The sequence below is a fragment of the Streptomyces sp. SP18BB07 genome, from assembly GCF_036322545.1.
Taxonomy (GTDB): Bacteria; Actinomycetota; Actinomycetes; order Streptomycetales; family Streptomycetaceae; genus Streptomyces; species Streptomyces deccanensis.
This window is the reverse complement of sequence record NZ_JAQYWT010000359.1, coordinates 50222-71914: the sequence shown is the minus strand read 5'-3', so window position 1 is coordinate 71914 and position 21693 is coordinate 50222. Positions and strand designations below refer to the sequence as shown.

Annotated in this window: 17 protein-coding genes and 1 pseudogene; 10 read left to right on the top strand and 8 right to left on the bottom strand. The window is 71.0% G+C overall.

All coding sequences use genetic code 11. The features are described 5' to 3' along the window. Positions 1–51 precede the first annotated feature (51 nt). Positions 52–708 carry a PadR family transcriptional regulator gene (locus PUR53_RS38110; RefSeq protein WP_329911378.1) on the bottom strand — a complete coding sequence of 219 codons (657 nt, stop codon included), beginning with the start codon at positions 706–708 and terminating at the stop codon, positions 52–54. Positions 709–774: 66 nt separating this feature from the next. After that, a complete protein-coding gene (locus PUR53_RS38105) occupies positions 775–1065 on the bottom strand; it encodes a hypothetical protein (RefSeq protein ID WP_329911377.1) in 291 nt (96 codons plus the stop codon). A 701-nt stretch (positions 1066–1766) separates the two neighbouring features. Here PUR53_RS38105 and PUR53_RS38100 point away from each other — a divergent pair. Further along, positions 1767–4418 (top strand): RICIN domain-containing protein, encoded by a 2652-nt coding sequence (locus PUR53_RS38100; RefSeq protein ID WP_329911376.1) that lies wholly within the window; start codon positions 1767–1769, stop codon positions 4416–4418. Between the two features lie 342 nt (positions 4419–4760). Here the strand turns inward: PUR53_RS38100 and PUR53_RS38095 are convergent, their stop codons facing one another. Beyond that, positions 4761–5393, bottom strand: a complete 633-nt coding sequence (locus PUR53_RS38095) for an NAD(P)-dependent oxidoreductase (protein ID WP_329902093.1) — start codon at positions 5391–5393, stop codon at positions 4761–4763. A gap of 86 nt (positions 5394–5479) precedes the next feature. Further along, on the bottom strand, positions 5480–5881 hold the full coding sequence (locus tag PUR53_RS38090) for a DsbA family oxidoreductase (RefSeq protein ID WP_329902092.1): 402 nt from the start codon (positions 5879–5881) through the stop codon (positions 5480–5482). 164 nt (positions 5882–6045) lie between these two features. Between PUR53_RS38090 and PUR53_RS38085 the strand changes: the two genes are divergently transcribed. The 6 genes and pseudogenes from PUR53_RS38085 to PUR53_RS38060 all read left to right on the top strand — a co-directional run bounded on the left by PUR53_RS38085 (position 6046) and on the right by PUR53_RS38060 (position 15532). Continuing rightward, positions 6046–6456 (top strand): winged helix-turn-helix transcriptional regulator, encoded by a 411-nt coding sequence (locus tag PUR53_RS38085; protein ID WP_329911375.1) that lies wholly within the window; start codon positions 6046–6048, stop codon positions 6454–6456. 605 nt (positions 6457–7061) lie between these two features. Continuing rightward, positions 7062–10274, top strand: a complete 3213-nt coding sequence (locus PUR53_RS38080; protein ID WP_329911373.1) for an FG-GAP-like repeat-containing protein — start codon at positions 7062–7064, stop codon at positions 10272–10274. A gap of 852 nt (positions 10275–11126) precedes the next feature. Then, positions 11127–11496, top strand: a pseudogene (locus tag PUR53_RS38075) (iron chelate uptake ABC transporter family permease subunit); the annotation flags it as partial. A gap of 313 nt (positions 11497–11809) precedes the next feature. After that, positions 11810–12883: an iron ABC transporter substrate-binding protein gene (locus PUR53_RS38070; RefSeq protein WP_329911372.1), complete on the top strand. Its 1074-nt coding sequence runs from the start codon at positions 11810–11812 to the stop codon at positions 12881–12883. Between the two features lie 35 nt (positions 12884–12918). Beyond that, positions 12919–14442, top strand: a complete 1524-nt coding sequence (locus tag PUR53_RS38065; protein ID WP_329902087.1) for an ABC transporter permease — start codon at positions 12919–12921, stop codon at positions 14440–14442. A gap of 1 nt (position 14443) precedes the next feature. Then, on the top strand, positions 14444–15532 hold the full coding sequence (locus PUR53_RS38060) for an ABC transporter ATP-binding protein (protein ID WP_329902086.1): 1089 nt from the start codon (positions 14444–14446) through the stop codon (positions 15530–15532). Between the two features lie 156 nt (positions 15533–15688). Here the strand turns inward: PUR53_RS38060 and PUR53_RS38055 are convergent, their stop codons facing one another. Next, a complete protein-coding gene (locus PUR53_RS38055; protein WP_329902085.1) occupies positions 15689–16072 on the bottom strand; it encodes a DUF6221 family protein in 384 nt (127 codons plus the stop codon). Between the two features lie 358 nt (positions 16073–16430). Here PUR53_RS38055 and PUR53_RS38050 point away from each other — a divergent pair, with 358 nt between their 5' ends. Together PUR53_RS38050 and PUR53_RS38045 are read left to right on the top strand one after the other, a co-directional pair. Next, positions 16431–16880, top strand: coding sequence for a DUF5707 domain-containing protein (locus PUR53_RS38050; protein ID WP_329902084.1), 450 nt, complete (start codon positions 16431–16433; stop codon positions 16878–16880). 412 nt (positions 16881–17292) lie between these two features. After that, positions 17293–17760, top strand: coding sequence for a DUF5990 family protein (locus tag PUR53_RS38045; protein WP_329902083.1), 468 nt, complete (start codon positions 17293–17295; stop codon positions 17758–17760). A gap of 178 nt (positions 17761–17938) precedes the next feature. Here PUR53_RS38045 and PUR53_RS38040 read toward each other — a convergent pair whose 3' ends face one another. The 3 genes from PUR53_RS38040 to PUR53_RS38030 all read right to left on the bottom strand — a co-directional run bounded on the left by PUR53_RS38040 (position 17939) and on the right by PUR53_RS38030 (position 20776). After that, on the bottom strand, positions 17939–18697 hold the full coding sequence (locus tag PUR53_RS38040; RefSeq protein WP_329911371.1) for an SDR family NAD(P)-dependent oxidoreductase: 759 nt from the start codon (positions 18695–18697) through the stop codon (positions 17939–17941). 44 nt (positions 18698–18741) lie between these two features. Continuing rightward, entirely contained in the window at positions 18742–20082 is a 1341-nt protein-coding gene (locus PUR53_RS38035; RefSeq protein ID WP_329911370.1) for an MFS transporter, read from the bottom strand. 109 nt (positions 20083–20191) lie between these two features. Continuing rightward, a complete protein-coding gene (locus PUR53_RS38030) occupies positions 20192–20776 on the bottom strand; it encodes a TetR/AcrR family transcriptional regulator (RefSeq protein ID WP_329902080.1) in 585 nt (194 codons plus the stop codon). A 313-nt stretch (positions 20777–21089) separates the two neighbouring features. On the opposite strand from PUR53_RS38030, the gene PUR53_RS38025 reads away from it, so the two are divergent. Further along, positions 21090–21638, top strand: a complete 549-nt coding sequence (locus PUR53_RS38025; RefSeq protein ID WP_329902079.1) for a hemerythrin domain-containing protein — start codon at positions 21090–21092, stop codon at positions 21636–21638. Positions 21639–21693 lie beyond the last annotated feature (55 nt).

The window sequence follows — 21693 nt, the reverse complement described above, 5'->3', positions numbered from 1 at the left end:
CCCTGTGGATCCGTCGTTCGGGCGCTCAGGGCCGGTTGTGAAGGGCGGACGTCACGGGCGGTGGCGTGCGGCCTCCTCTGCCCCGGCCCCCGCCCGCGCCCCCATCCCCGCCGCTCCCGCTGCGGCCCCCGGCGAGGCCGGCCCCGGCCCCGCCGACGGGGCGGTCGACGAGAGACGGATCAGCCGGGACTCGCAGTGGTCGAGCCAGCGCGCCTCGGCCTCGGTCTGGAAGATCAGCTGCTCCAGGACGAGGAGCCAGGCGATGTCGTCCCGCTCCCGGGCCCCGTTCTTCTCCACGGCGGTGAGGGCCTGCGCCTTCAGCCGGGTGTAGTCCTGCATGGCCTTCACGGTGTGCCGGCGCTGGGACTGGATGACGTCACGGATGTCGACCCCGGGCGCCCCGACGGCCATGGCCAGCTTGATGGCCAGCTCGTCACGGGCCGGGCTGGTGCGGTCGACGGGGTTCTCGAACCAGCTGCGCAGTTCGACGCGACCGCTGTCGGTGATCGCGTAGAGCGCGTGGCCGGCCTCGTCCTCGCCGTCCTGCACGACCATGCCGTCGCGTTCGAGCCGGCTGAGCGTCGTATAGACCTGACCCACGTTGAGCGGCCAGGTGGAGCCGGTACGGGACTCGAACTCCGTACGGAGCTGTGAGCCGTAGCGAGGGCCGCGTTCGAGGAGGGCGAGAAGCCCGTGGCGGATGGACATACCGAGTATGTATACCGAGTAAGTCCGCGTGGACAAGCGTCCTGAGGCGGACCCCTGAGGTCCGACTCAAGGGGGACCCGGGCCGTCGCGAGCCTCTCGGCGGCGGCGCATCCGCACCCCGAGGAAGCCGATGCCGAGGCCCACCAAAGCCAGCCCCACGCCCAGTGTGAGCCCGGGAATCCGCCGGTCGGAGAGGTCGAGGGGGGCCTCGGTGCCGGTCCGGTGAGCAGCCGCCGGCAGCTCCGCAGGCGAGCTCTCGGCGGCCGGGGCGTCCGTCTCGGGTACCACCTCGACCCCCTCGTCCGACTCCTCGGCGGGCTCCTCCTCTGTTGCCGTTTTAGTACGAGCGGGCTCCACCGGGCTCGTGGAGAACGGCGAGCCGGAGGGGTCGGCCGGTCGGCCGGGCCGCTCCCGGCCCTCCCCGCCGACCGCCCCGCGAGGGAGGCGGAGTCGCTGGGCGGATCCGGAGGAGGGCGACGCCGACGGGGCGGACGGGCGATCGGGCGGGGTGGGTGCGGCGTGGGGTGGGTGCGGCGGTCGTGGCCGCGGAACCGTTCGGAGCGGGGTGTGAGCGGGCGGTGCGGGGGAGGCCGTCGCCGTGGCCGGGCGCGAGCGATCGCCGTTCGAGGCGGAGCCACTCCCGCTCGCTGGGGGCCAACCGGAAGCCCTGCTCGCCCCCATCCCCGCTTCGTGCCCGTAGCGTGCCCTTCAGAGCGGACAACCGCAGTCAACAACGGTGCAACCAACCCCTCGCACCTGCCGCCTGACAACGAATTTTCCCAGGTCAGGCACCATGCACCCCCCGCAAGCGCCCCGCTGTTCCCTCGAAGCAAGGCTGATTGGCGTTCCCGGGCGCCGCGGAGGCGACGGCTGCCGAAGTCCCTCTCGCCGGTTGCGACTCGACCAACACCCAGCGAACCCGACATGACCTGAGAAAAGCTCCCGGCTCGCGGCAACCCTGTGCGGAGCCTGTGACCACAAGGAAGCGGATCCGGCCAGTTCCGGTGGCCGGATCCGGCTTTCTCTCGTGAACGGCTCGCAAGGAGAACACCCCCCTCATGAACAACCCCACGAACGGCGGGCGCCGCGGGCGTCATAGGCGTCGCTGGACCGCCACCGGTCTGGTCCTCGGCGTACCCGCCGTCCTCGTGCCGTACCTCCTCTACGCACAGGAGGACTCACAGGCCGCGACGGTCGACGGCACTGCCTACTACCGGCTGGTTTCCGTGCGCAGCGGCAAGGTGCTGGACGTCAGCAGCTTCTCCACCGCCGACGGCACCCGTATCCGGCAATACACCGACCAGAACACCGCCAACCAGCAGTGGAAGCTGGAGCCCAGCGGGGACGGCTACTACGAGCTGGTGAACCGCAACAGCGGCAAAGTGCTGGGCATAGCAGGCAATTCCACCGCGCAGGGGGGCGCCGCCGAGCAGCAGACCAACAGTTCCGCCACCTCGCAGGAATGGCGGATCGGCAACGTGAGCGGTTCCGACGCCGTCACCTTCACCTCCCGCAGGAGCGGCCAGGTCCTGGACGTGTCCGGGGGATCAACGGCCCAGGGCGCGGCGGTCATCCAGTATCCGAGCCGGGGCACCACCAACCAGCAGTGGAAGCTGGTGAAGGTGGCCGAGGCCCCGGCCGCCGGGGCCGACAGCGGGCAGACCACGGCCGCGGCAGGACCGTATGTGTGGAAGAACGCCCAGGTGGTGGGCGGCGGTTACGTCACCGGGCTGGTGTTCAACCAGAAGGAGAAGGGCCTGCTGTACGCGCGCACCGACATGGGTGGCGCCTACCGCTGGGACACCGCGGCCGAGCAGTGGATCCCGCTGACCGACTGGATCGGCGAGAAGGACTGGAACCTGCTGGGCATCGATTCGCTGGCCACCGACCCCGTCGACCCCAAGCGGCTCTACCTCGGGGCGGGCACCTACACCAACGACTGGGCGGGCAACGGCGCGATCCTGCGCTCCACCGACCGGGGCCGCACCTTCAAGCGCACCGACCTGCCCTTCAAGCTGGGCGGCAACGAGGACGGCCGCGGGGCGGGCGAGCGGCTGGTGGTCGACCCCGCGAACAACGCCAACCTGCTCCTCGGCAGCCGCAAGAACGGCCTGTGGCGCAGCACCGACCACGGCGTCACATGGCGCCAGGTCTCCTCGTTCCCCGTCAAGGACGGGGCGAGCAGCGGCGCGGGCATCTCCTTCGTGACATACGGACCGGTCGGCAGCAAGACGATCTACGTCGGTGTCGGCGACAGGTCCACCTCCCTGTACCGCTCCACCGACGACGGCAGCACCTGGCAGGCCGTCTCCGGTCAGCCCACCGGCCAGCTGCCGCAGCACGGCGTGCTGTCCGGTGACGGCTCGCTGTACCTGACGTACACCGACAACCTCGGCCCCAACGGCGTGACGGCGGGCTCGGTGTGGAAGTACACGCCGGCCGGCGGGACGTGGAAGAACATCTCCCCCTCCAAGGGCTCCTACGGGTTCTCCGGTCTGGCCGTCGACCCGCGCAAGCCGTCCACGGTGATGGTCACCACCCTTGGCCGCTGGTGGCCCGAGGACGAGATCTACCGCAGCACCGACGGCGGTACGACCTGGAAGGCACTGGCCGACAAGTCGGTACGCAACGCCTCCGCCGCTCCTTACGTCGGTACCCACACCGGGCACTGGATGACCGCCCTGGCCATCGATCCCTTCAACTCAGGGCACGTGTTGTACGGCACCGGCAACGGCATCCTGCGCAGCAAGGACGCAGGCGCCTCCGACAGCGGCGGCACCAGCCACTGGAGCATGGGTGCCCGAGGGCTGGAGGAGACCTCGCTGCTGGACGCGATCGCCCCTCCCGGCGGCGCCACCGTCATCACCTCCATGGGCGACCAGGGCGGCTTCCGGCACGACGACCTGACCAAGGTGCCCTCCGGGCGGCTGAGCAACCCGAAGATGACCAACAGCACCGACATCGACTTCGCCCAGTCCAAGCCCTCGATGATGGTCCGCGTCGGCCGTGGCGGCGACCAGGACGGCGCCTGGTCCGCCGACGGCGGCAGCAGCTGGAACGGCTTCAAGGCAGAGCCGGTGGCCGGCGCCCAGGACGGCCGTGTCGCACTCTCGGCGGACGGCTCCACCATCGTCTGGACCCAGGCCGGCCAGGCCCCGTACCGCTCGACCGACAAGGGAGCGAGCTGGTCGAGGGTCAGCGGCCTGGGCAACGACGCCGTGGTCGTCGCCGACCGCTCTTCGGCCAGGACCTTCTACTCCCTGTCCGGCGGCACGCTCTACGCCAGCACCGACGGCGGCGCGACCTTCACCGCCCGCGCCACCGGCCTGCCCTCCGGCCGCCTCACGGCCGTCCCCGGCATCGCCGGAGACCTGTGGATCGCCGGCAGCGCCAAGGGGCTGCTGCACTCCACCGACGGCGGCCGCACCTTCACCACGCTCAGCACGGTGCAGTCTGCCTCCGCCCTCGGCTTCGGCAAGGCCAAACCGGGCACCGGCTACCAGGCCCTCTACCTGATCGGCACCGTCAAGGACGTCACCGGAGTCTTCCGCTCCACCGACAAGGGCGCCACCTGGCTCCGCGTCAACGACGACGCCCACCAGTGGGGCGCCATCGGCAGCGTCGGCGTCATCACCGGCGACCCCGACACCTACGGCCGCGTCTACGTCGGCACCAACGGACGCGGCCTCCAGTACGGCGACCCGTCCTGACCCACACACCCGAGCGGGGCCGCGGCCACAACGGCGGCGGCCCCGCCATGGCGGGGGCCTCAAGAGGTGTGCATCCGCGACCCGACCGCCGGACGACTCCCCTCGACGAGGAAGCCCGACATGGGATTGCAGGGACTTACCGTCCTGCACCGCGTCCGGGACTTCGATGCGGCGCCGCTGCCACCGGACTGGCACTCCAGTGGTGCGGCCCCGAAGGCGCCGAGTCACACCCTGCTGGCGCAGCAGGTCCTGGCCGAACCGGCAAGTCCCCCCGGGGAAAAATCAGAATGTCCGGGCGCGGCCAGGCGGCAGTCGCGTTCCGCTGTATGGCCCGCGGTGTGCCTACTTGTCGGTGATGAACGGCGCACGGCCGATCTGGGATGAGTCGGTGAGCTGCTGGAGGCAGTACGCGGCGGCGTTGGCCCGCGAGAGACGTAGTCCGCCCTTGTCGCCGACCTTGCGGACGTTGATGGAAGCGGTCTTCGGGCCGTTGGAGAGAAAGGGGAGACGGACGATGGTCCACTTCAGTCCGGACTCGCGCACGATGTGGCCGATGGTCACGAAGGCGTTGTACGCGTCCGGCGCGAACTTCTTGATGGCGGTGACCGTGAGGCCGACCTTGAACTCCTTGCCGTCGGCCGGGTCGGGGATGCTGGGCGTGCCCAGCGCCACGAGCCGCTCGATGCCGTGTTCGTGCATGGCCGCGACGATGTGGCGGTAGCCGGTGACCACCGCCGGGATATCGGCCTTCTTGGTGGTCGGGCCGAGCGTGCTGAGGACGGCGTCGCTGCCGCGTACCGCCCCGGCGATGGCTGCGGCGTCGTCGAGCTGTCCCTGGACGGTGGTGAGCCGCTCGTGCGTGGGCAGTTTCGAGGGGGTACGGGCATAGGCGGTGACCTCGTGGCCCTCGTTCAGGGCCTGGTTGATCAGGAGCAGGCCGGTGGGGCCGGTGCCGCCGAAGACGGTGACGCGCATAGGGGTTCATTCCTTCACAGCGTGGAGGGGTTGGTTCGGAGGGATCGGTGGGGGTGACCGTTGCCTCGCGTACCGCGCTGGGCGGGTCAGGCGGCGTGCTGGTCGATGGCTGCGGCCAGTCGGCGGGCCTGGTCGTGTGCCCGGGAGAAGACGGGCTGGGCCTGGCCGAAGTAGGTGCGGAAGACCGCGGCCCATGCCTCGGGGTTCTTGCCCTGGGCGGAGGCGTGGGCGAGGAATTCGTGGGCCAGGTCGGTGTTGCCGACCTGGTTGTCCAGCACCCGGTACGGGCTCAGGTCCTCACCGTGCGCCAGCGCTTCGATCTGCCGGGCCGACGCCTCGGCACGGCCGGCGTCCATGCCGTGCTTGCGCAGCGCTGCGTCACGCACGGAGAAGGCCCTCCCCACGGGGAAGCCGCTGCTGAGCGGGAACGAGTGGTGGACCACCTCCACCTCGTCGGCATGCTCGAATCGCTGAACGGCCCGCTCCACACGGTGGCTGCCCAGGCCGCACCAGGGCAGGTCACCTCAGACCAAATGTCCACCTTCATCACGTAGCTCCAATTCCGACGACTTGTGCGTAGCGCCATGATGGACCAGCATGGAAGGCGCTACAAAAGGCACATCGGTGTGCGTGCCGGAGAGGAATGTGCGTCATGGGGACGACCAGCGAGGCCGACATGGTGACGGCTGCGGCGATCGGGCCGTGCGCGGCCATTCCCGCAGACCAGATGGCGTTCATCCGGCAGATCCTGGACCGCGTCGGCGACAAGTGGAGCCTGCTCCTGATCGCCGTCCTGGAGTCCGGCCCGCTGCGCTACACCGACCTGCAGCGCCAGGTCCCCGGCATCTCCCAGCGCATGCTCAGCCTCACGCTGCGCCAGCTCCAGCAGGACGGCTTGATCACCCGCACCGCCTACGCCGAGGTGCCCCCGCGCGTCGAGTACGCCCTCACCTCGCTGGGCCGCGGCCTGCACGCCATCGTCATGCCCTTGATCGGCTGGGCCGCCGACCACCACGACGAGATCCGTGCCCACCGCGACGGCGCCGCAGCCGCCGGATCCTGACGGCTGCGGCGATCATGCACGACCGCGCCCGGTTTGCCGCGGGGTGATGCTTACGACCATGCCTGGCCAGAAGGGCCCGGCCAGGCATGGGGTCCAAGACGGCGTCACGCCTCTCGGTAGTGACGTCGGCCGGCAGCCGACGCCGACATCTTCGCGGCCATCGAGGACGCCTCGAAGCTGCACCTGACTCGAACCGCGACCCTGTACTGACCGCTCGTGGCAGGTCGCGTCCGAGGGAGTGCCAAGCCCCGGACCACGGCGTCCGCGAGCTCACCGAGTTCGACTCTCGTCACCCGGAGGCTACGGCCGGTCAAGTCGCCCTCGCTGTAAAGGACTTGGCACTGGGGACGCGTGTCGCGGCGGCCGGCAGTCGGGGCAGAACCCGCAGCGCCTTCCACCGTCAGCTCCGGTCATGGACATGCTGTTAGGCTCCCCTTCACGCGCGTGGGGGGAGCGGCCGGGGGGCCGGGGAACATGTCAGGGCGTTGCCGTACGCCCCCGCCATGCCTTCTTGCCTTTCAGGAGGAACGGTGGCCCGATTCGGCCGACGCCGACACAGACACAGACCGGCTCTTGGCTCACGCCCATCACGTCTCGGCCCGCCGGTGGCACGTGGAGCGGCCGTCCTCGCGACGGCGCTGGCTCTCAGCCTTCCGCTCGCCGCCCTACCATCGCCGGCGGAAGCCGCACCGCAGCCTCCCGCTGCGGGAGAGGTCGTACTGCCCGCCGCCCCGCGTGCCGTCCCCAGGGCCACGCAGATCCTCAACGCGGGGACCAGCGGCTTCCTTTGGGCCCAGGAGGGCGACGACCGGCTCCTGTGGACGGACTACACCACCGGCACCACGACCTCGCTCCAACAGCTGCTGGACGTCCCGGTGCAGTACGACATCGACAGCGGCTACTTCCGTGAGGCCGCGTCCTTCCAGCCCGGTTATTACGGGGACGGTTCCGACACCGTCGCCCTCTACTCGAAGGAGGACGCGCAGGTCACCCTCCTCCAGGCCGCGGGCGCATCGGGCGGTTCCACGGTGGTGCCGGTGCCCGAGTACCACGCCTACCAGGGGACCTTCGGCAGCACCGTCCTCACCAGCACCAGCGGCGTCAACGGAGGCCCGAACGCCTACCAGCTGTGGCGCGTCGAGGACGGGGGCGGGACCGGGCAGACGCCCGTGACCGGGTTGCCGGACCGGGCGGGCAACTTCGTCGTCGAAGACGGTGACGCCCGGTCCGTCCTCCTCCGCTACGACACCGCCGAGGACGACTGGAGCCATTGGGGCATCGTCGACCTCGCCACCGGCGTGTTCAGCACCTTGCCCGACCGGATCGACCCGGAGAACGGCTGGGAGGTGACCGGCTTCCAGCTGGGCACCGACTCGGTGCTGCGGCTGCGCAGCGGGCGCGGCAAGGCAGACCTGTACGACCGCGACGACCTGTCCGGGGCGCCCCGTACCTTCGACACGGGCGCCCTGAGCCACCAGGCCGCGTACGGGATCGTCGGCGACGAACTGCTCGGCCTCGAACCGGTGTCCCCCGGTGACAACAAGTACCGGGGCCAGCCGCTGTGGGCCCTCACGTCCGACGGCACGGAGACCGACCTGACCAAGGTCATGGACCCGGCCGGCCACGGGATCGTCCAGGCGCCGGACGGCTCCGTCCTGGTTGCGGGCGCCGAGCAGTACGTCGAGCGGGGCGACCTCGACTGGGGCGTGTACCGGATCACCCGAGCCGCCGACGGCTCGGTCACCCGCAGCCGTCTGACCACCGTGCAGCCGATGCCGGCGCAGATCCACGGCCTCTCGCTCGGCAGCGGCATTCTCAGCAGGGCCGACAACAGCACGCTGTACGAGCCGAACACGATCCTCGGCGCCTACCGCAGCACCTGGTTCAGTACGAACGGCACCCCGACCGTCACCAAGGCCACCGTGGACGGTCTGATCAACGGGTCGGACGGCGACTGCTCCGCCGACACCCCGCACTGCATCCGGATGTTCGCCGACGGCACCGGCCGCCACGGCCGCCGCGACGCCACCGAGTCCGGCCTGACCATGCTGCGCTCCAACGGCGCCACCACCTGGGGCCCGACCCTCGACACGGGTGACGACGCTCCGTGGCTCACGGACCTCTCCGGGCGGTACGCGGTCGTCAACAGCGCATCCTCCGGCTACCAGTACATCGGCGAGTTCGCGGACGGTTCGGCCGGCAGGGTGCTGCTCAAGCGCGACCGGGTCGCCGCGGCCGTCTGGGGCAACACCCTGTGGAGCGGCGCGGCCACCGGCGGCAAGGTCACGGCCACCCGGCTCCCGTCCGGCACCGCCGTGGAGTCCTTCACCACCCGCGACGGCTGCACGCCGACCAGCCTCCAGGCCGTAGGCCGCTGGGTGTACTGGACCTGCGAGGACACCTTGGGTGACGGCCAGGGCTCGGGCGTCTACGACCGTACGGCCAAGCGCACCGCCACCGCTCCAGGGGGCAGAATCCTCCTCGGTGACGGCTACCTCGTCGAGCGCGTCGCCGGCACCCGGTCGGGCAGTGGGCTGACGCTCCTCGACCTGCACAACGGGCTGCCGTCCAGCGGCAGTCACACGGACCTGCCGAGCCGCAAACTCGCCGACTGGACCGACATCGGCCGCGACAACCTCAAGGCGGGCACGTCCTGGACCGTCGACCGCTTCGGCGGCGGCGTCGCCTTCGCCGACCGGGAGCAGCGCGTCCACCTGGTGCCCACCGGCGTTCCGGCATCCGCGCTGTCGGCCATCGACTCCACGGTCACCCCCGGGGCCGCGAGCTGGTCCGGCACCTGGTGGCTGTCGAGGCCCGCCGCGACCTGGAAGGTGGTCGTCCGCCACAAGGCGTCCGGCACCACTGTGCGGACCGTGTCCGGCTCCGCCGCCCGCGGTCTGCTGACGGCCGCCTGGGACGGGAAGGACTCCGCAGGCCGCCTCGTCACCAACGGCACCTACACCTGGACGCTGACCGCCCAGCCCGCCGACGGCCAGGGCACCGCCCTCACCCTCTCCGGCACCATCGGCGTGACCGCCGGAGCGGCGGCCCCGCACGACTACGCGGGCAACGACGGCATCGGCGACATCCTCACCCTCAATTCCTCGGGCACCCTCACCATCCAGCGCGGCACCGGCACGGGCTCACTGGGCAGCAAGGTCTCCGGTGGCGGCTGGCCGACCACAGCGAGGTTCGTGCCGCTCGGCGACCTCAGCGGCGACCGCTGCAACGACGTCCTGGTCCGGCTGAGCAGCGGCGCCCTGCGCGCCTACCGCCCGGGCTGCGGCAAGGCGGCGACGCCCTCGACGCCGTACACCACACTCGCCACCTCCGGCTGGAACCAGTACGACCTGCTGACCTCGCCGGGTGACGTGAGCCGTGACGGGCGCCCGGACCTGATCGCCCGCAACGCCTCGACCGGCGCCGTCTACCTGTACAAGGGCACCAGCACGGGCAAGCTGTCGGCGCGCGTGAAGCTGTACGGCGACTGGAAGGCGTACAAGAAGGTCGTCGGGGCCGGTGATCTGAACGGCGACGGCGTCGGCGACCTGCTTGTGCAGGACAAGTCGAACAACCTGTACCGGTACGACGGCACCGGCAGCGGTACTTTCAAGGCCCGCGTGAAGCTGTTCTCGAACTGGGGCGCTTCCTACAACGCGGTCGTCGCAGCCGGTGACATCACCGGCGACGGCAGGACGGACCTCGTCTCGCGCGACACCAGCGGCAACCTGTTCCGCCACAGTGGTGACAGCAAGGGGTCGTTCGGCGGCCGTGTGAAGATCGCGACAGGCTGGCAGGGGTACAAGGCCGTCGTATAAGGAGCATTACCCCCGTGGTGTGCGCTGCCAGGCCAAGGCCCGTCGGCGCGTGGCCCGGCAGTTCGCCGCTCGGTGAACCGCCGGGCCTCGCCCCGCAGTGCGGGTTCCCCGGACGCCGTGCCCTCGACTTGCCCTTCAGAACGGACAAGCAGGGCCATCAGCGGTGCGGCCATGCGCTGTCAGGCGCTGGGCAAGAGGGCATAAGCCCATAAGGACTCGGCTGGGACCGGTCGCCTCCTTCGGCTGGAGATCGAGGGCGACGGGCCCGGCATCGGTGGAGAGCCTGTGGGGCGTCGACCAGGGCGACGGCACCGCGCCGTGGCTCGGGCCTGCGCAAGGCGACCGCTCCCGTCACTGCATTTGCAGTGTTCCGTGGTGGGGGTACATCTCGCTACGATCGCCGTCATGACGACCGTCCGGCTGCTGACCAGGCAGGTGTGGAGGCGCTGCACGCGTGCGTTCTGGGCCATGGACCGGGCCCTTGGGGGGCTGGAACGGCCTTCCCGCACGCAGCAGTTCGCCGCCCGGCGCCCCGTCGCAGTGGGCGTATGGACGGCAGCACCGGCGGCCGCGCTCCTGGGGGTCGCCAACCTCGACAGTGTGAACACGGTCGGTGATGTCATGCCCCTTCTGGGGGGCGGGGTGGCGTTCGGCCTAGTCTTCGGGCTGACGGCCTTGGGCGAACGCGCCAGGCAGCGCCGGCTCCAACGGCTGGGTCTTTGGGAGCCTCCCGTCAGAGGCTGACGGCTTCCCAGCCACGTCCCGCTGGGCCGGTCCATGCTGCTGCGCGCATCGGCGAGTCGATGCCCACGGGGTTCCGCCAACGGACGGCGTGCCAGCCGGTCCAGGCCGGCCTTGGCTGACCGACGGGGGTGGGACGTCGGTTCCATCAGCGGCCGGGACGCGTCGATCGCGGGACAGGTCTGGCCCTTCCTGCTCGTCGGACTGCTGCTCGTGCTGAGCATGGCCCGCGGCGGCGGGCCCCATCGCCTTCACGGGCCTCGCCGTACCGCACATCGCCCGCGCCCTCGTGGGTCCGCAGCATCGTTGGCTGCTGCCCATGGCCGCGCTGCTCGGGCCGGTGATGCTGCTCCTCGCGGACGTCCTCGGCCGGGTCGTCGTACGCCCCTCGGAGGTGCCGGTGGCCGTGATGACCGCGCTGGCCGGGGTGCCGTTCCTGGTCGTGCTGGTGCGGCGGAAGAAGGCAGTGGCGGTCGCATGACGTACGTCCCCCAGCCCGCTCCCCTCGCCCAGATCATCGAGCAGCCCGAAGGTTGACCGCCGGGCCCACACCGACTCGGCCCGTCGGCCACCACAGCACGGCCCGCCCGGCGCATGTCCATGAGCGCGAGGCCCGCCCGCCATGTCCACGTGCGCGATGTGTCGCCGCTCGCCCCTGAGGGGCTTTACGGGTCGACCCCACCCCGACACCACGCAAAAGTGGCTATATGCGTCATGTACGAGGTTAGCCTGAACTAAGCAAGTTTAGGCTGACCTAACCAGAACCGACATGACCGGTGACGGAGGAGCGGGACGTGACTATCTCCGCGATGAGGCCCCTGCTGGCACCGGCTCTCGGCGGCCTGTTGGCGCTGGGCGTCACGGCCTGCGGCTCCGAGCAGGCCGCGCAGACCGAGGCCGCGGGCACAGCCGAAGCCCGGGCGCGTACGGACGAGAAGATCACCGTCTACAGCGGCCGTAGCGAGTCGCTGGTCGAGCCCGTGCTGCGGGACTTCCAGGAAGCCAGCGGCATCACCGTCGAAGTGCGCTACGGCGATACCGCGCAGATGGCCGCCCAACTGCAGGAAGAGGGCAGCCGGAGCCCGGCGGACGTCTTCCTCGCCCAGGACGCCGGGGCCCTGGGGGCCGTGGCCGAGAAGGGTCTCTTCGCCGAGCTGCCCGACGAGGTGCTGGACAAGGTGCCGTCCGCCTACCGGGACGAGGACGGCGAGTGGGTCGGTGTGACGGGCCGGGTGCGCACGATGGCCTACAACACCGACCAGGTCCCCGAAGCCGATCTGCCCGAGTCGGTGTTCGAGCTGACCGAACCGGAATGGAAGGGCAAGGTGGGCATCGCTCCCACCAACGGCTCGTTCCAGGCGTTCATCACGGCGATGCGGGTGGAGCACGGCGACGAGAAGACCGAGGACTTCCTCGCAGGACTGAAGGCCAACGACGCTCAGATCCGCGAGGGGAACTCGCAGATCGTCGCCGACGTCGACTCCGGCCGGCTCGCTTCGGGGCTGGTCAACCACTACTACGTGTACGAGCTGGCCAAGGAGGAGGGCACCGACGTCGACGCCCTCAAGGCGAGGAACCACTTCTTCCCGAACAAGGACATCGGCAGCCTGGTCAACATCTCCGGTGTGGGCGTGCTGGACAAGGCCGACGACGATACCGACGTCCGCGAGTTCGTCGACTACCTGCTGGGCACCCAGGCCCAGACCTACTTCGCCGAGCAGACGTACGAGTACCCGCTGATCGACGGCGTCGACGCCGCCCCCGGCCTGCCTTCACTGTCGTCGCTGAACACGCCGGACATCGACCTCAACGACCTGGACGACCTGGCCACCACCATCAGGATGATCAAGGAATCGGGGCTCGTCTGACCACTCGGACCTCCCTGCGCCGGGCGCGGCGACTGGTGCCGCGCCCGGCACTGGCCTGCGGAGCGTTGCTCGCCGTCGGCGTCGCGCTCATCCCGCTGGCCTATCTGGGGATCCGGGCCGGTGAAGCGGGCTGGGACCGGATCACCGAGGAACTGCTCACCGAGCGCACCGGAGCACTGATCGGCCGAAGCCTGGCGCTCGCGGCGGTCGTCACCTCGGCCTGCACGGTCCTGGGTGTGGCCGCGGCGTTCCTGGTCACCCGCACCGACCTGCCGGCCCGGCGGCTGTTCGGAGTGCTCGCCGCGCTGCCCCTCGCGATTCCCAGCTACGTCGCCGCCTTCGCCTGGGTGTCCGCTGTGGAGGACTTCGAGGGTTTCTGGGCCGCGGCGCTCGTGCTCGCGCTGGTCTCGTACCCGTACGTGTACCTGCCGGTCGCGGCCGCGCTGGTCGGCGTGGATCCGGCGCAGGAGGAGGTGGCCCTGTCCCTGGGGCGCGGCCCATGGCGCATGACTCTCGGTGTGACGCTGCGCCAGGTGCGGCCGGCGGTGGCGGCGGGAGCGCTGCTGGTCGCGCTGTATGTGCTCTCCGACTTCGGCGCTGTCTCGATCCTGCGGGTGAACGTCCTCACCCGGGCCGTCTTCACCTTGATCACCCTCGGCTTCGACCGCACCGGGGCGCTCGTGCTCGCCACGGCCCTCGTCGCCCTCACCACCCTGGTTCTTCTGGCCGAGCAGCTCAGCCGACGGCGCGCGGCCCGCTACGCCCGCCTCGGCGGCGGGGCGCCACGGCCGCCGACGCGCCTGCGCCTGGGCCGGTGGCGCGGGCCGGCCGTACTCGGGCTCGCCTCGGCGATCGGCGCGGCGCTCGGTGTGCCGGCGGTGAGTCTGGTGCGGTGGTTCGGCGAGGGGGTGTCGCGGCCGGGGTCCCTCGGCGAACTCGCCGACGCGGCGGGGAACTCGCTGTGGGTCTCCCTGCTGGGCACCGCCCTGACCCTGGTGCTGGCGCTGCCGGTGGGGCTGCTGTCCGCCCGCGTACCCGGCCTGCCGGCCGTGGCGCTGGACCGCCTGGCGTATCTCTCGCACGCGCTTCCCGGCCTCGTCATCGGACTGTCGCTGGTGTTCTTCGGCATCAACGTCGCCTACCCGCTCTACCAGAGTGTGTGGCTGCTCGCGCTCGCGTACGCGGCCCTGTTCCTGCCCCTCGCGGTCGCGGCCGTCCACGGCGCCGCGGCCCAGGCCCCACCCGTACTGGAGGACGTGGCCCGCTCGCTCGGACGGCGCCGCGCGTACGTACTGCGCACGGTGACCCTGCCCCTGGCCGCACCCGGCATCGGCGCCGGTGCGGCGCTTGTCTTCCTCACCTGCATGAAGGAGCTGCCCGCCACACTGCTGCTGCGCCCCACCGGAATGGACACCCTCGCCACCGGTCTGTGGAAGCACACGTCGGTCGCCGCGTACGCGGCCGCCGCGCCCTACGCCGCCCTTCTGGTGCTCATCGCCGCCGTACCGACGTGGTGGCTGTCGGCCCACACGGGCGTCCTCACCCGTACAGGTGGCTGACATGGCGGAACTGAGCATCATCGGCGTCCACAAGAGCTATGGCCGTGTCCAGGCGCTGTCCGGCGTGGACCTCGCCGTCCGCTCCGGGGCGCTCGTCGCCGTGCTCGGCCCCTCCGGCTCCGGCAAGACGACGCTGCTGCGCTGCATCGCGGGCTTCGAGGTGCCGGACGCCGGAGAGATCCGGATCGACGGCCGCCCCGTCGCCACCCCCGACGCATCGGTGCCGCCGGAGCGGCGGCGGATCGCGGTGGTGCCCCAGGAAGGCGCGCTCTTCCCCCACCTGTCCGTGCTGGCCAACGTCGCCTACGGGCTCGACCGGGCCTCCCGACGGGCCGGCCGGGCGGCTGCCGTGCTGGATCTGGTGGGGCTGGCAGGCTTCGAGGACCGGATGCCACACCATCTCTCCGGCGGACAGCAGCAGCGCGTCGCGGTCGCCCGGGCGCTCGCGCCGCGCCCCCCGATCGTGCTCCTCGACGAACCGTTCAACGCACTCGACGCCGCCCTCCGGGCCGAGCTGAGACGGGACGTCTGGCAGGCCCTGCGCGCCGACGGCGCCACAGCCGTCCTCGTCACCCACGATCAGGCCGAGGCACTGTCGATGGCCGAGGAGGTCGGAGTCATGCGGGACGGCCGCATCGTCCAGACCGGCCCTCCGGAACTCCTCTACGGAGCACCGGCCGACCCCTGGGTGGCCGGGTTCGTCGGCGATGCGGTGTGGTTGCCCGGGGTAGCGGAAGGCGACCGAGTTCGCACCCCGCTGGGCACGATAGGACTCACGCCGCTCGAAGGGGGTCCGCCGACCGGGCCGACGCTCGTGCTGCTACGGCCCGAGCAGATCACGCTCGCCTCGCCGGGCACCAGGGGCGCGATCACCGCGACCGTGGTGCGGCGCGACTTCTACGGCCACGACGCGATGCTCGCCCTGCGTCTGACCGACGGCACGCCGGTGGCCGCCCGCGTCTTCGACCCGGCAGCCCTCCCGCCCGCCGTCGGTGACCAGGTCCGCCTGTGCGTCCGCGGCAGCGGCCGCGCCTTCCCGCCCGTCGAACGACCAGGCGGCCACACCCGGTCATCCGGCGTCGACGGGTAGTTCGAAGGCCGGCCCTGACCGAAGGTCGGCCCCGAGGCCGCCACGATCAACCCGGCCTTTGCCGCGACGGCGCGGACGGCATCCGTGAGCGGCTCGGCGGTCGCCCAGGCTCCCCCTCCAACCCGAGCCGCTCCAGGGCCTCCTGGCGGGCGGGACTCATCTGACGGTGCGGCCCTGAGCACGGACATCGGCCTCGTCAGGCTCGTCCACCAAGTACTTCCACTCGGGGTGGAAGTCGGGGTGGTCGGCATACGCCGCGAGCAGGGTGAAGGCCACCGGACTGCGCCGCCGCAGCGGAATGCCCTCGATCCCGCTCATGACCGCGTTCTCCAGGATGGAGCGGGGCTTGTCCTCGACAGTCCACGGGATCTCGTGCACCCAGTGCAGGAGCCTGCGCTTCGCCTCGACATCGGCAAGCACCCGGTCCCGCAGTCGGATCAAGTCCTCGTTCTTGCCGGGCTTCAATGCGCGAGCCGCCGTCTCGTCCTCACGAAACCGGGCCCGCAGGAACACCACCATGGCTTCGTCGACTTTTCTCATTGCTCCCCCTCTGTCTGTACGCGTTGCGGGACATCATCCACCCAGCGCGTACAGCTCGAGGACGTCCTGGCGGTCGGTCACCGGAAGGAGTGTGGACGAGACCCCAGCCCAGCCATGGTCCAGGTCAGCGCAACAGGTCAGCGACCCAAGGCCTTGGCCGTTGGTGAGCGGCCCGACTTCCGGCTGCGGCGGGTTCCGGTCTCCTCCGTAGGTTGCAGAGCCTCTACCTGTGGTTCGAGGCGTCATTCGTCCTGAAGCGCGAAGCCAGGGCCGTACCCCCGCTCATAGGCTCGATCACATCGAGAACGCGGTCGGTCGCCGCTTTCCCAACTACCCAACGAATCCAGGGGGATCTCCCATGTCCAAGCGCATTGTCCTCTCCTCGCTCATCGGCGCCGTCGCCCTCGGCGCAGTGGCCGCCGGTGGCCTCGCTCTGGCCTCGGTCCCCACGGAGCCGACCCTGGAGCACGGCGGGGCTCGCTACACAGCTCCGTCCGGCGGCAGCGCGGGCTCGTTCGTCTACACCGTGGACGTGAGCGACGACTCTGGCGTCCGAGGCCTCAAGGTCCTTGCCTGGCCCGCGAGTTCGAAGCTCGACCCGACCGAGACGGAGCTGCGCTCGGCGGAGAGCGCCACGTGCCGGAGCATCTCGGACAAGGCCACCCGCTGCACGTACACGCTGAAGGTCACGCAGCGGGAGGCGGCCGACCTGGCCAAGGGCACCTGGTACGTCTCGGCACTGGCGACGGCCGAGGACGGGGGCACGACGTTCGTGCCCCGCGCCGCCACGTTCGACCTCACGCGCTGACCCGCCGGGCGAACCGTCGTTCAGTGAGGCGGTCTGCCGCGCACAAGGCGCGTACGCAATGGGCGACTTGGCGCCGCGCGCGCTCTTCCCGGTGGGTGGCCGGGAAGGGCACGGCCAGGCATCACGTGAGCTGCCCCCGAGCGGCCCCGACCACCGGGCACGTGGTCTTCGCCGGGCGCTGAACGTGTTGTGTGTCGAGCGTCCAAGAGCCCGCGCCCTCACCTTCAGGCCGCCCCGTGGGCCGTGAGGATGGGTGTCACCGGTACCGCGGCACTGTCCGCCGGTCGAATTGCGTCCCGCGGTGCCGGGGGCCGGCGTAGATCCATTCCTAGCGTGAGCACAGGGTCGTTCAGGGCCCCTTCTCCTCGAGGGCGGCTGTCCTCTGTTCGGGTGGTGGCGGATGATGGGCGGTATGCGTATCCGCATCGACGCCGTCGATCTGCCCGGGCTCACCTGTCCGGCCCGTGCCGACGGGAGGGCGCCCGCGTACGGCAACGTCCACGTCGCCGTGCAACGCCGCGACCGTCCGGCCGAGCTCCTCGCACCGCAGCCCGGTGACGCGCCGTCCGCGACCTGGACCCTGGAGTGCACCACGAGCACCTCGCCGGCCGGCACCGAGGTCAAGGGCCCGTACGTGCAGGACCGGCTGGGCCGCCGGTTCATCTACCTGTCGTGGGGCACGGTCGACGAGTCGGGCATGTTCACGATGTTCCGCCGCGCCAAGTTGCTGCTCGACGTCGTCCCCGCCGACGTACTCGCCGCCGCCGCACGCGACGGCCTGCTGGTCGGACGCCTCGGCCTGACCGACGCGGACGGCGGTCCGCTCTGCGCACGAGTCCAGCCCCCGCACATCACCTGGACCGCCGAACGCGACGTGTAGGAGAGCCTGCTTACCGCCCGAGACGTGCGATGGAGACGGAACTCCTCCACTCTTCGCCACGCTCATCTCGGCACCGCCTGTTCTTCCGTCCGCAAGCGGAAGGCAGGCGCCGAGCCAGGCCATGACCCCGCCACCGTGCCCCTGCGGCCTCGCCACCACGCACCGGCTCAGGAACCCGTCAGGCCGATGATCCGCTGTCGATGACCAGGTCGGTGCCGACCATCGCGCCGGCCGCGGGTGAGGCGAGGTAGAGGACCGCGGCGGCCACTTCTTCGGCCTCCGCGACCCGGCCCAGCGGGTTCTCCGTCTTCACGCGCTCGGCGCGGTCGGCCTCGGTCTCGCCGGGGCGCAGCGACATGGGGGCGGCGGAGGCGCCCGGGCTGACCGCGTTGATACGGATGCCCTGGTGGATGTGGTCGAGAGCGGCGGCACGGGTCAGCGCGGAGACGGCCGCCTTCGAGGTGATGTACGCGGCGACGTTCGGTATCCGCAGGTGTGCGCCCAGGTTGGAGGAGATGTTCACGATGGTGCCGCCGCCGTTCTCCTTCATGTGCGCGATCTGGTGTTTCATCGCCAGCCAGACGCCGGTGACATTGGTCCGCAGTACCGCGTCCCAGTCCTCCTCGCTCACCTCACCGACGGGGACGGTGCCTCGGAGGATGCCAGCGTTGTTGACCGCGATGTCCAGTCCGCCGAATCGGGTGACGCTCTCGCGAACGAGGTTCCGCAGTCGGCCGGAGTCGGTCACATCGACGGTGACGGCGGCGGCCGTGCCGTAGCCCGCCTCGATGAGGCGGACGGTCTCGTCCAGGGAGGCCGCGGTACGTCCCGCAGCGACCACTGCCGCGCCCTCGGCGGCGAAGGCGAGCGCGATCGCGCGGCCTAGGCCGGAGCCTCCTCCGGTGACGAGGACGGTCTTGCCCGTGAAGCGGTTCATTTCACTGACTCCCTTGATTGACCTTGATCGACCTTGATCGACGATTACTTGGTGCGGTGGCAGAGGAAGGCCACGACGGTCAGGGCGGCCCCCGTCACCGCCAGGGACCAGGCGTCGCTGCCGAGCGTGAGCAGAACGGCGAAGAGAACGGTCGGGCCGATTTCCATCGCGCTGTTCAGCACGCCGCCCGCGAGCCCGGTCTGCCGCTGTGGCACGCCCCGCACAGCGAGCACGGCGGTTGCCGCGAATGACGCCGCGGCGCCGGCCGGCAGCAGCACGAGACCCGGCAGCAGTCCGTACGCGTACGAGGTATGCGCGTCGAGCCCGGTGAGCGCGAGGAGGCCGAGCCCGACCGCGCCCGCACCCAGCCCGGCGGCCGTGACGGTCCGGGCCCCGTACCGGCCGATGAGTGGTCCCGCCGCCCGGCCGGAGGCGATGAGCGCGACGGCGAACGGCACGAAGGCGGCCGAGGTCCGCAGCGGAGACCAGTCGCGGGCCTGCTGGAAGTGGAGCGAGAGGACGACGAAGGTCATCGCGGTTCCGCAGGCGCTGAGCGCGGTGGCGGTGAGGGCGAGGACCCGCCGCCGGTCGAGCAGGAAGCGGGGCGGCAGCAGCGGGTCGCGGGCGTGGCGCTCGGCGTACCAGAAGGCGGCGAGCAGTGCGGTCCCGACGAGCAGCGGCACGAGTACGCCGGCCGACGGCCAGGGGCGGGCGTCGGTGACGACGAGCCCGTAGCTGGTCAGGGTGATCCCGCCGGTGGCCAGCAGAGCACCCGGCACGTCCAGGGTCCTGTCCCGGCTCGGCGCGGTGTCCGGCAGCAGCCGGGGCGTGAGGGCGAGAGCGGCGACCGCCACCACGAGTGGTACGGCGAAAGTCCAACGCCAGGAAAGCAGCGCCGCGATGACGCCGGAGACCAGATTGCCCGTCGTCGCGCCGAGCACCGAGAGGCCGCCCCAGGTGGCCATCGCCCTGCCGTACGTGTCGGGGGACGGGAAGACGGCCCGCAGCACGGCCATGGCGGCCGGCGCGACCAGAGCCGCTCCCGCGCCCTGCGCCAAGCGCGCCGCGAGCAGTGCTTCGATGCCGGTGGCGAGCGGGGCGGCGGCCGAGGCGGAAGCGAAGAGGACGAGGCCCGTGGTGAGCGCGCGCCGTCCGCCGTAGCGGTCGGAGAGGCGTCCGCCGAAGAGCAGCAGGCCGGCAAAGGTCAGTCCGTAGGCGGCGCTGAGCAGGATCAAGTCGGCGCGCTCCAGATCGAATTCGCGTCCGATGAGGGGCAGGGGTACGGCGAGCGTGGCCAGCGTGAAGATCAGCGTTGTCTGGAGAGCGCCGAGGAGGATGAAGGCGTAGCGGTGCTGCGTCGCGCGGGCGTGGCCCGTGGCTGTCATACCTTCCCTGACCTCCCCCCAATATTTGACCGATCGATCTAGAATTTGGACATGCGCGAGGGAGCCCGGTGGCTCCAGGAGCGTGATTCAGACCGGATCCAGCGCGGATTCAGTCCAACAGGGCCAGCGCCTGTTCGGCCGCGTCCCGCACGCGAGCGGGATCGTTCGACGCCTTGCCGACGATCCGCACGCCCTGCAGCAGGACGAGCAGCATGCGGGCCAGTGCGCGCGGATCCCGGTCCTCGGGCAGCTCGCCCTGGGCCCGAGCCCGCACCAGCGCGGAGTGCAGCAGGGTTTCGACGTGCTGCCAGCTGATCTCGACCCGTCGGGCCGCCGCGGCGTCGTGCGGCGCCAGTTCGGCCGCGGTGTTGGTGATGAAACAGCCGTTCAGCCGCCCCTCCGGGGAAGCGGCCTCCGCGGCGAAGCGACGCACCACCGCCCGCACCGACGGCAGCGCGGGGCCCGGCTGGGACAACTCCGCGAGGAGAAACGGGTCACGCGTCTCGGAGTACCGGTCCAGAGCCTTCAGGTACAGGTCGTGCTTGCTGCCGAACGTCGCGTAGATGCTGGCGCGGCCGATGCCGAGGTGCGCGACGAGATCCGCCATCGACGTCGCTTCGTAGCCGCGCCGCCAGAACAGCTCGAGAGCCGACTGCAGCGCGGCGTCCGGATCGAATTCCTTGGTCCTGGCCACACCGGAGACCCTAGACCTATCCAGAACGATCGGTCAATAAAGCTACCGTGAGTGCTCTTGTCTTCCGGCGGGCGCCCACCCCGGGCGGATGGGCCGCTCAGGGGGAACCGTGCGGCCGCGGGGGTGAGCGGTGGCCGGAAGTCGTCCGTCGTGCGCGGGCTGCGGAGGCAGGCCGGTGCTCGTTGTCCATTGCGGGGCATCCCGCTGGACCGTCAGTTGCGCAGCTGGCGCGAGCTGGTCGCGGTGGACCTGACCGCGTGGGTGGCGCGGATGGAACCGGATCCGTATCTGAAGCAGGCGCAAGGCAGCCGACATGACCGAACTCGACACCCCGCAGGCCGGCGACGACCGGGCCGCGGACAACGACGTCGTGGCGCTGCTGATGCGGCAGCACGGCGACATCCGCACCCTCTTCGACGAGGTCGAGGCGAGCAGCGGTGAGGACGAGACCGCCGAGGAGGAGGTCGTCCATCCCCTCGCCCAGCGCTCCCTGCCCGGCGGTGAGAAGGTGGTCGAGGAGCGGCTCGCGGAGGAACGGGCGGCCAAGGAGACCCTGGCCGCGCTGGACGACGTCGACACCGACGACCCGAAGTTCATTCCCATGCTGCTGAAGCTCCGCAGGGACCTCCAGGAGCACGCGCGGGCCGAGGAACGCTACGAGTTCACCCACATCCGCCGCAGCGCCGACGCCGCCAAGCCGGCCTCCATGGCGAAGGCCGTCAAGGCCGCCGAGGCCATCGCACCCACACGGCCCCACCCGGGCGTGGAGTCGGGCGCGGCGAACGTGATGCTCGGGCCGGTCGCCGCCCTCATGGACCGCACCAAGGACGCGGTGCGCAAGGCCATGGGCAAGGACGGCTGACGGTCGTACGGCGACCGAGCGCCTCGCGGCTTTCGGCGCGAGGTGCGCGGTGTGC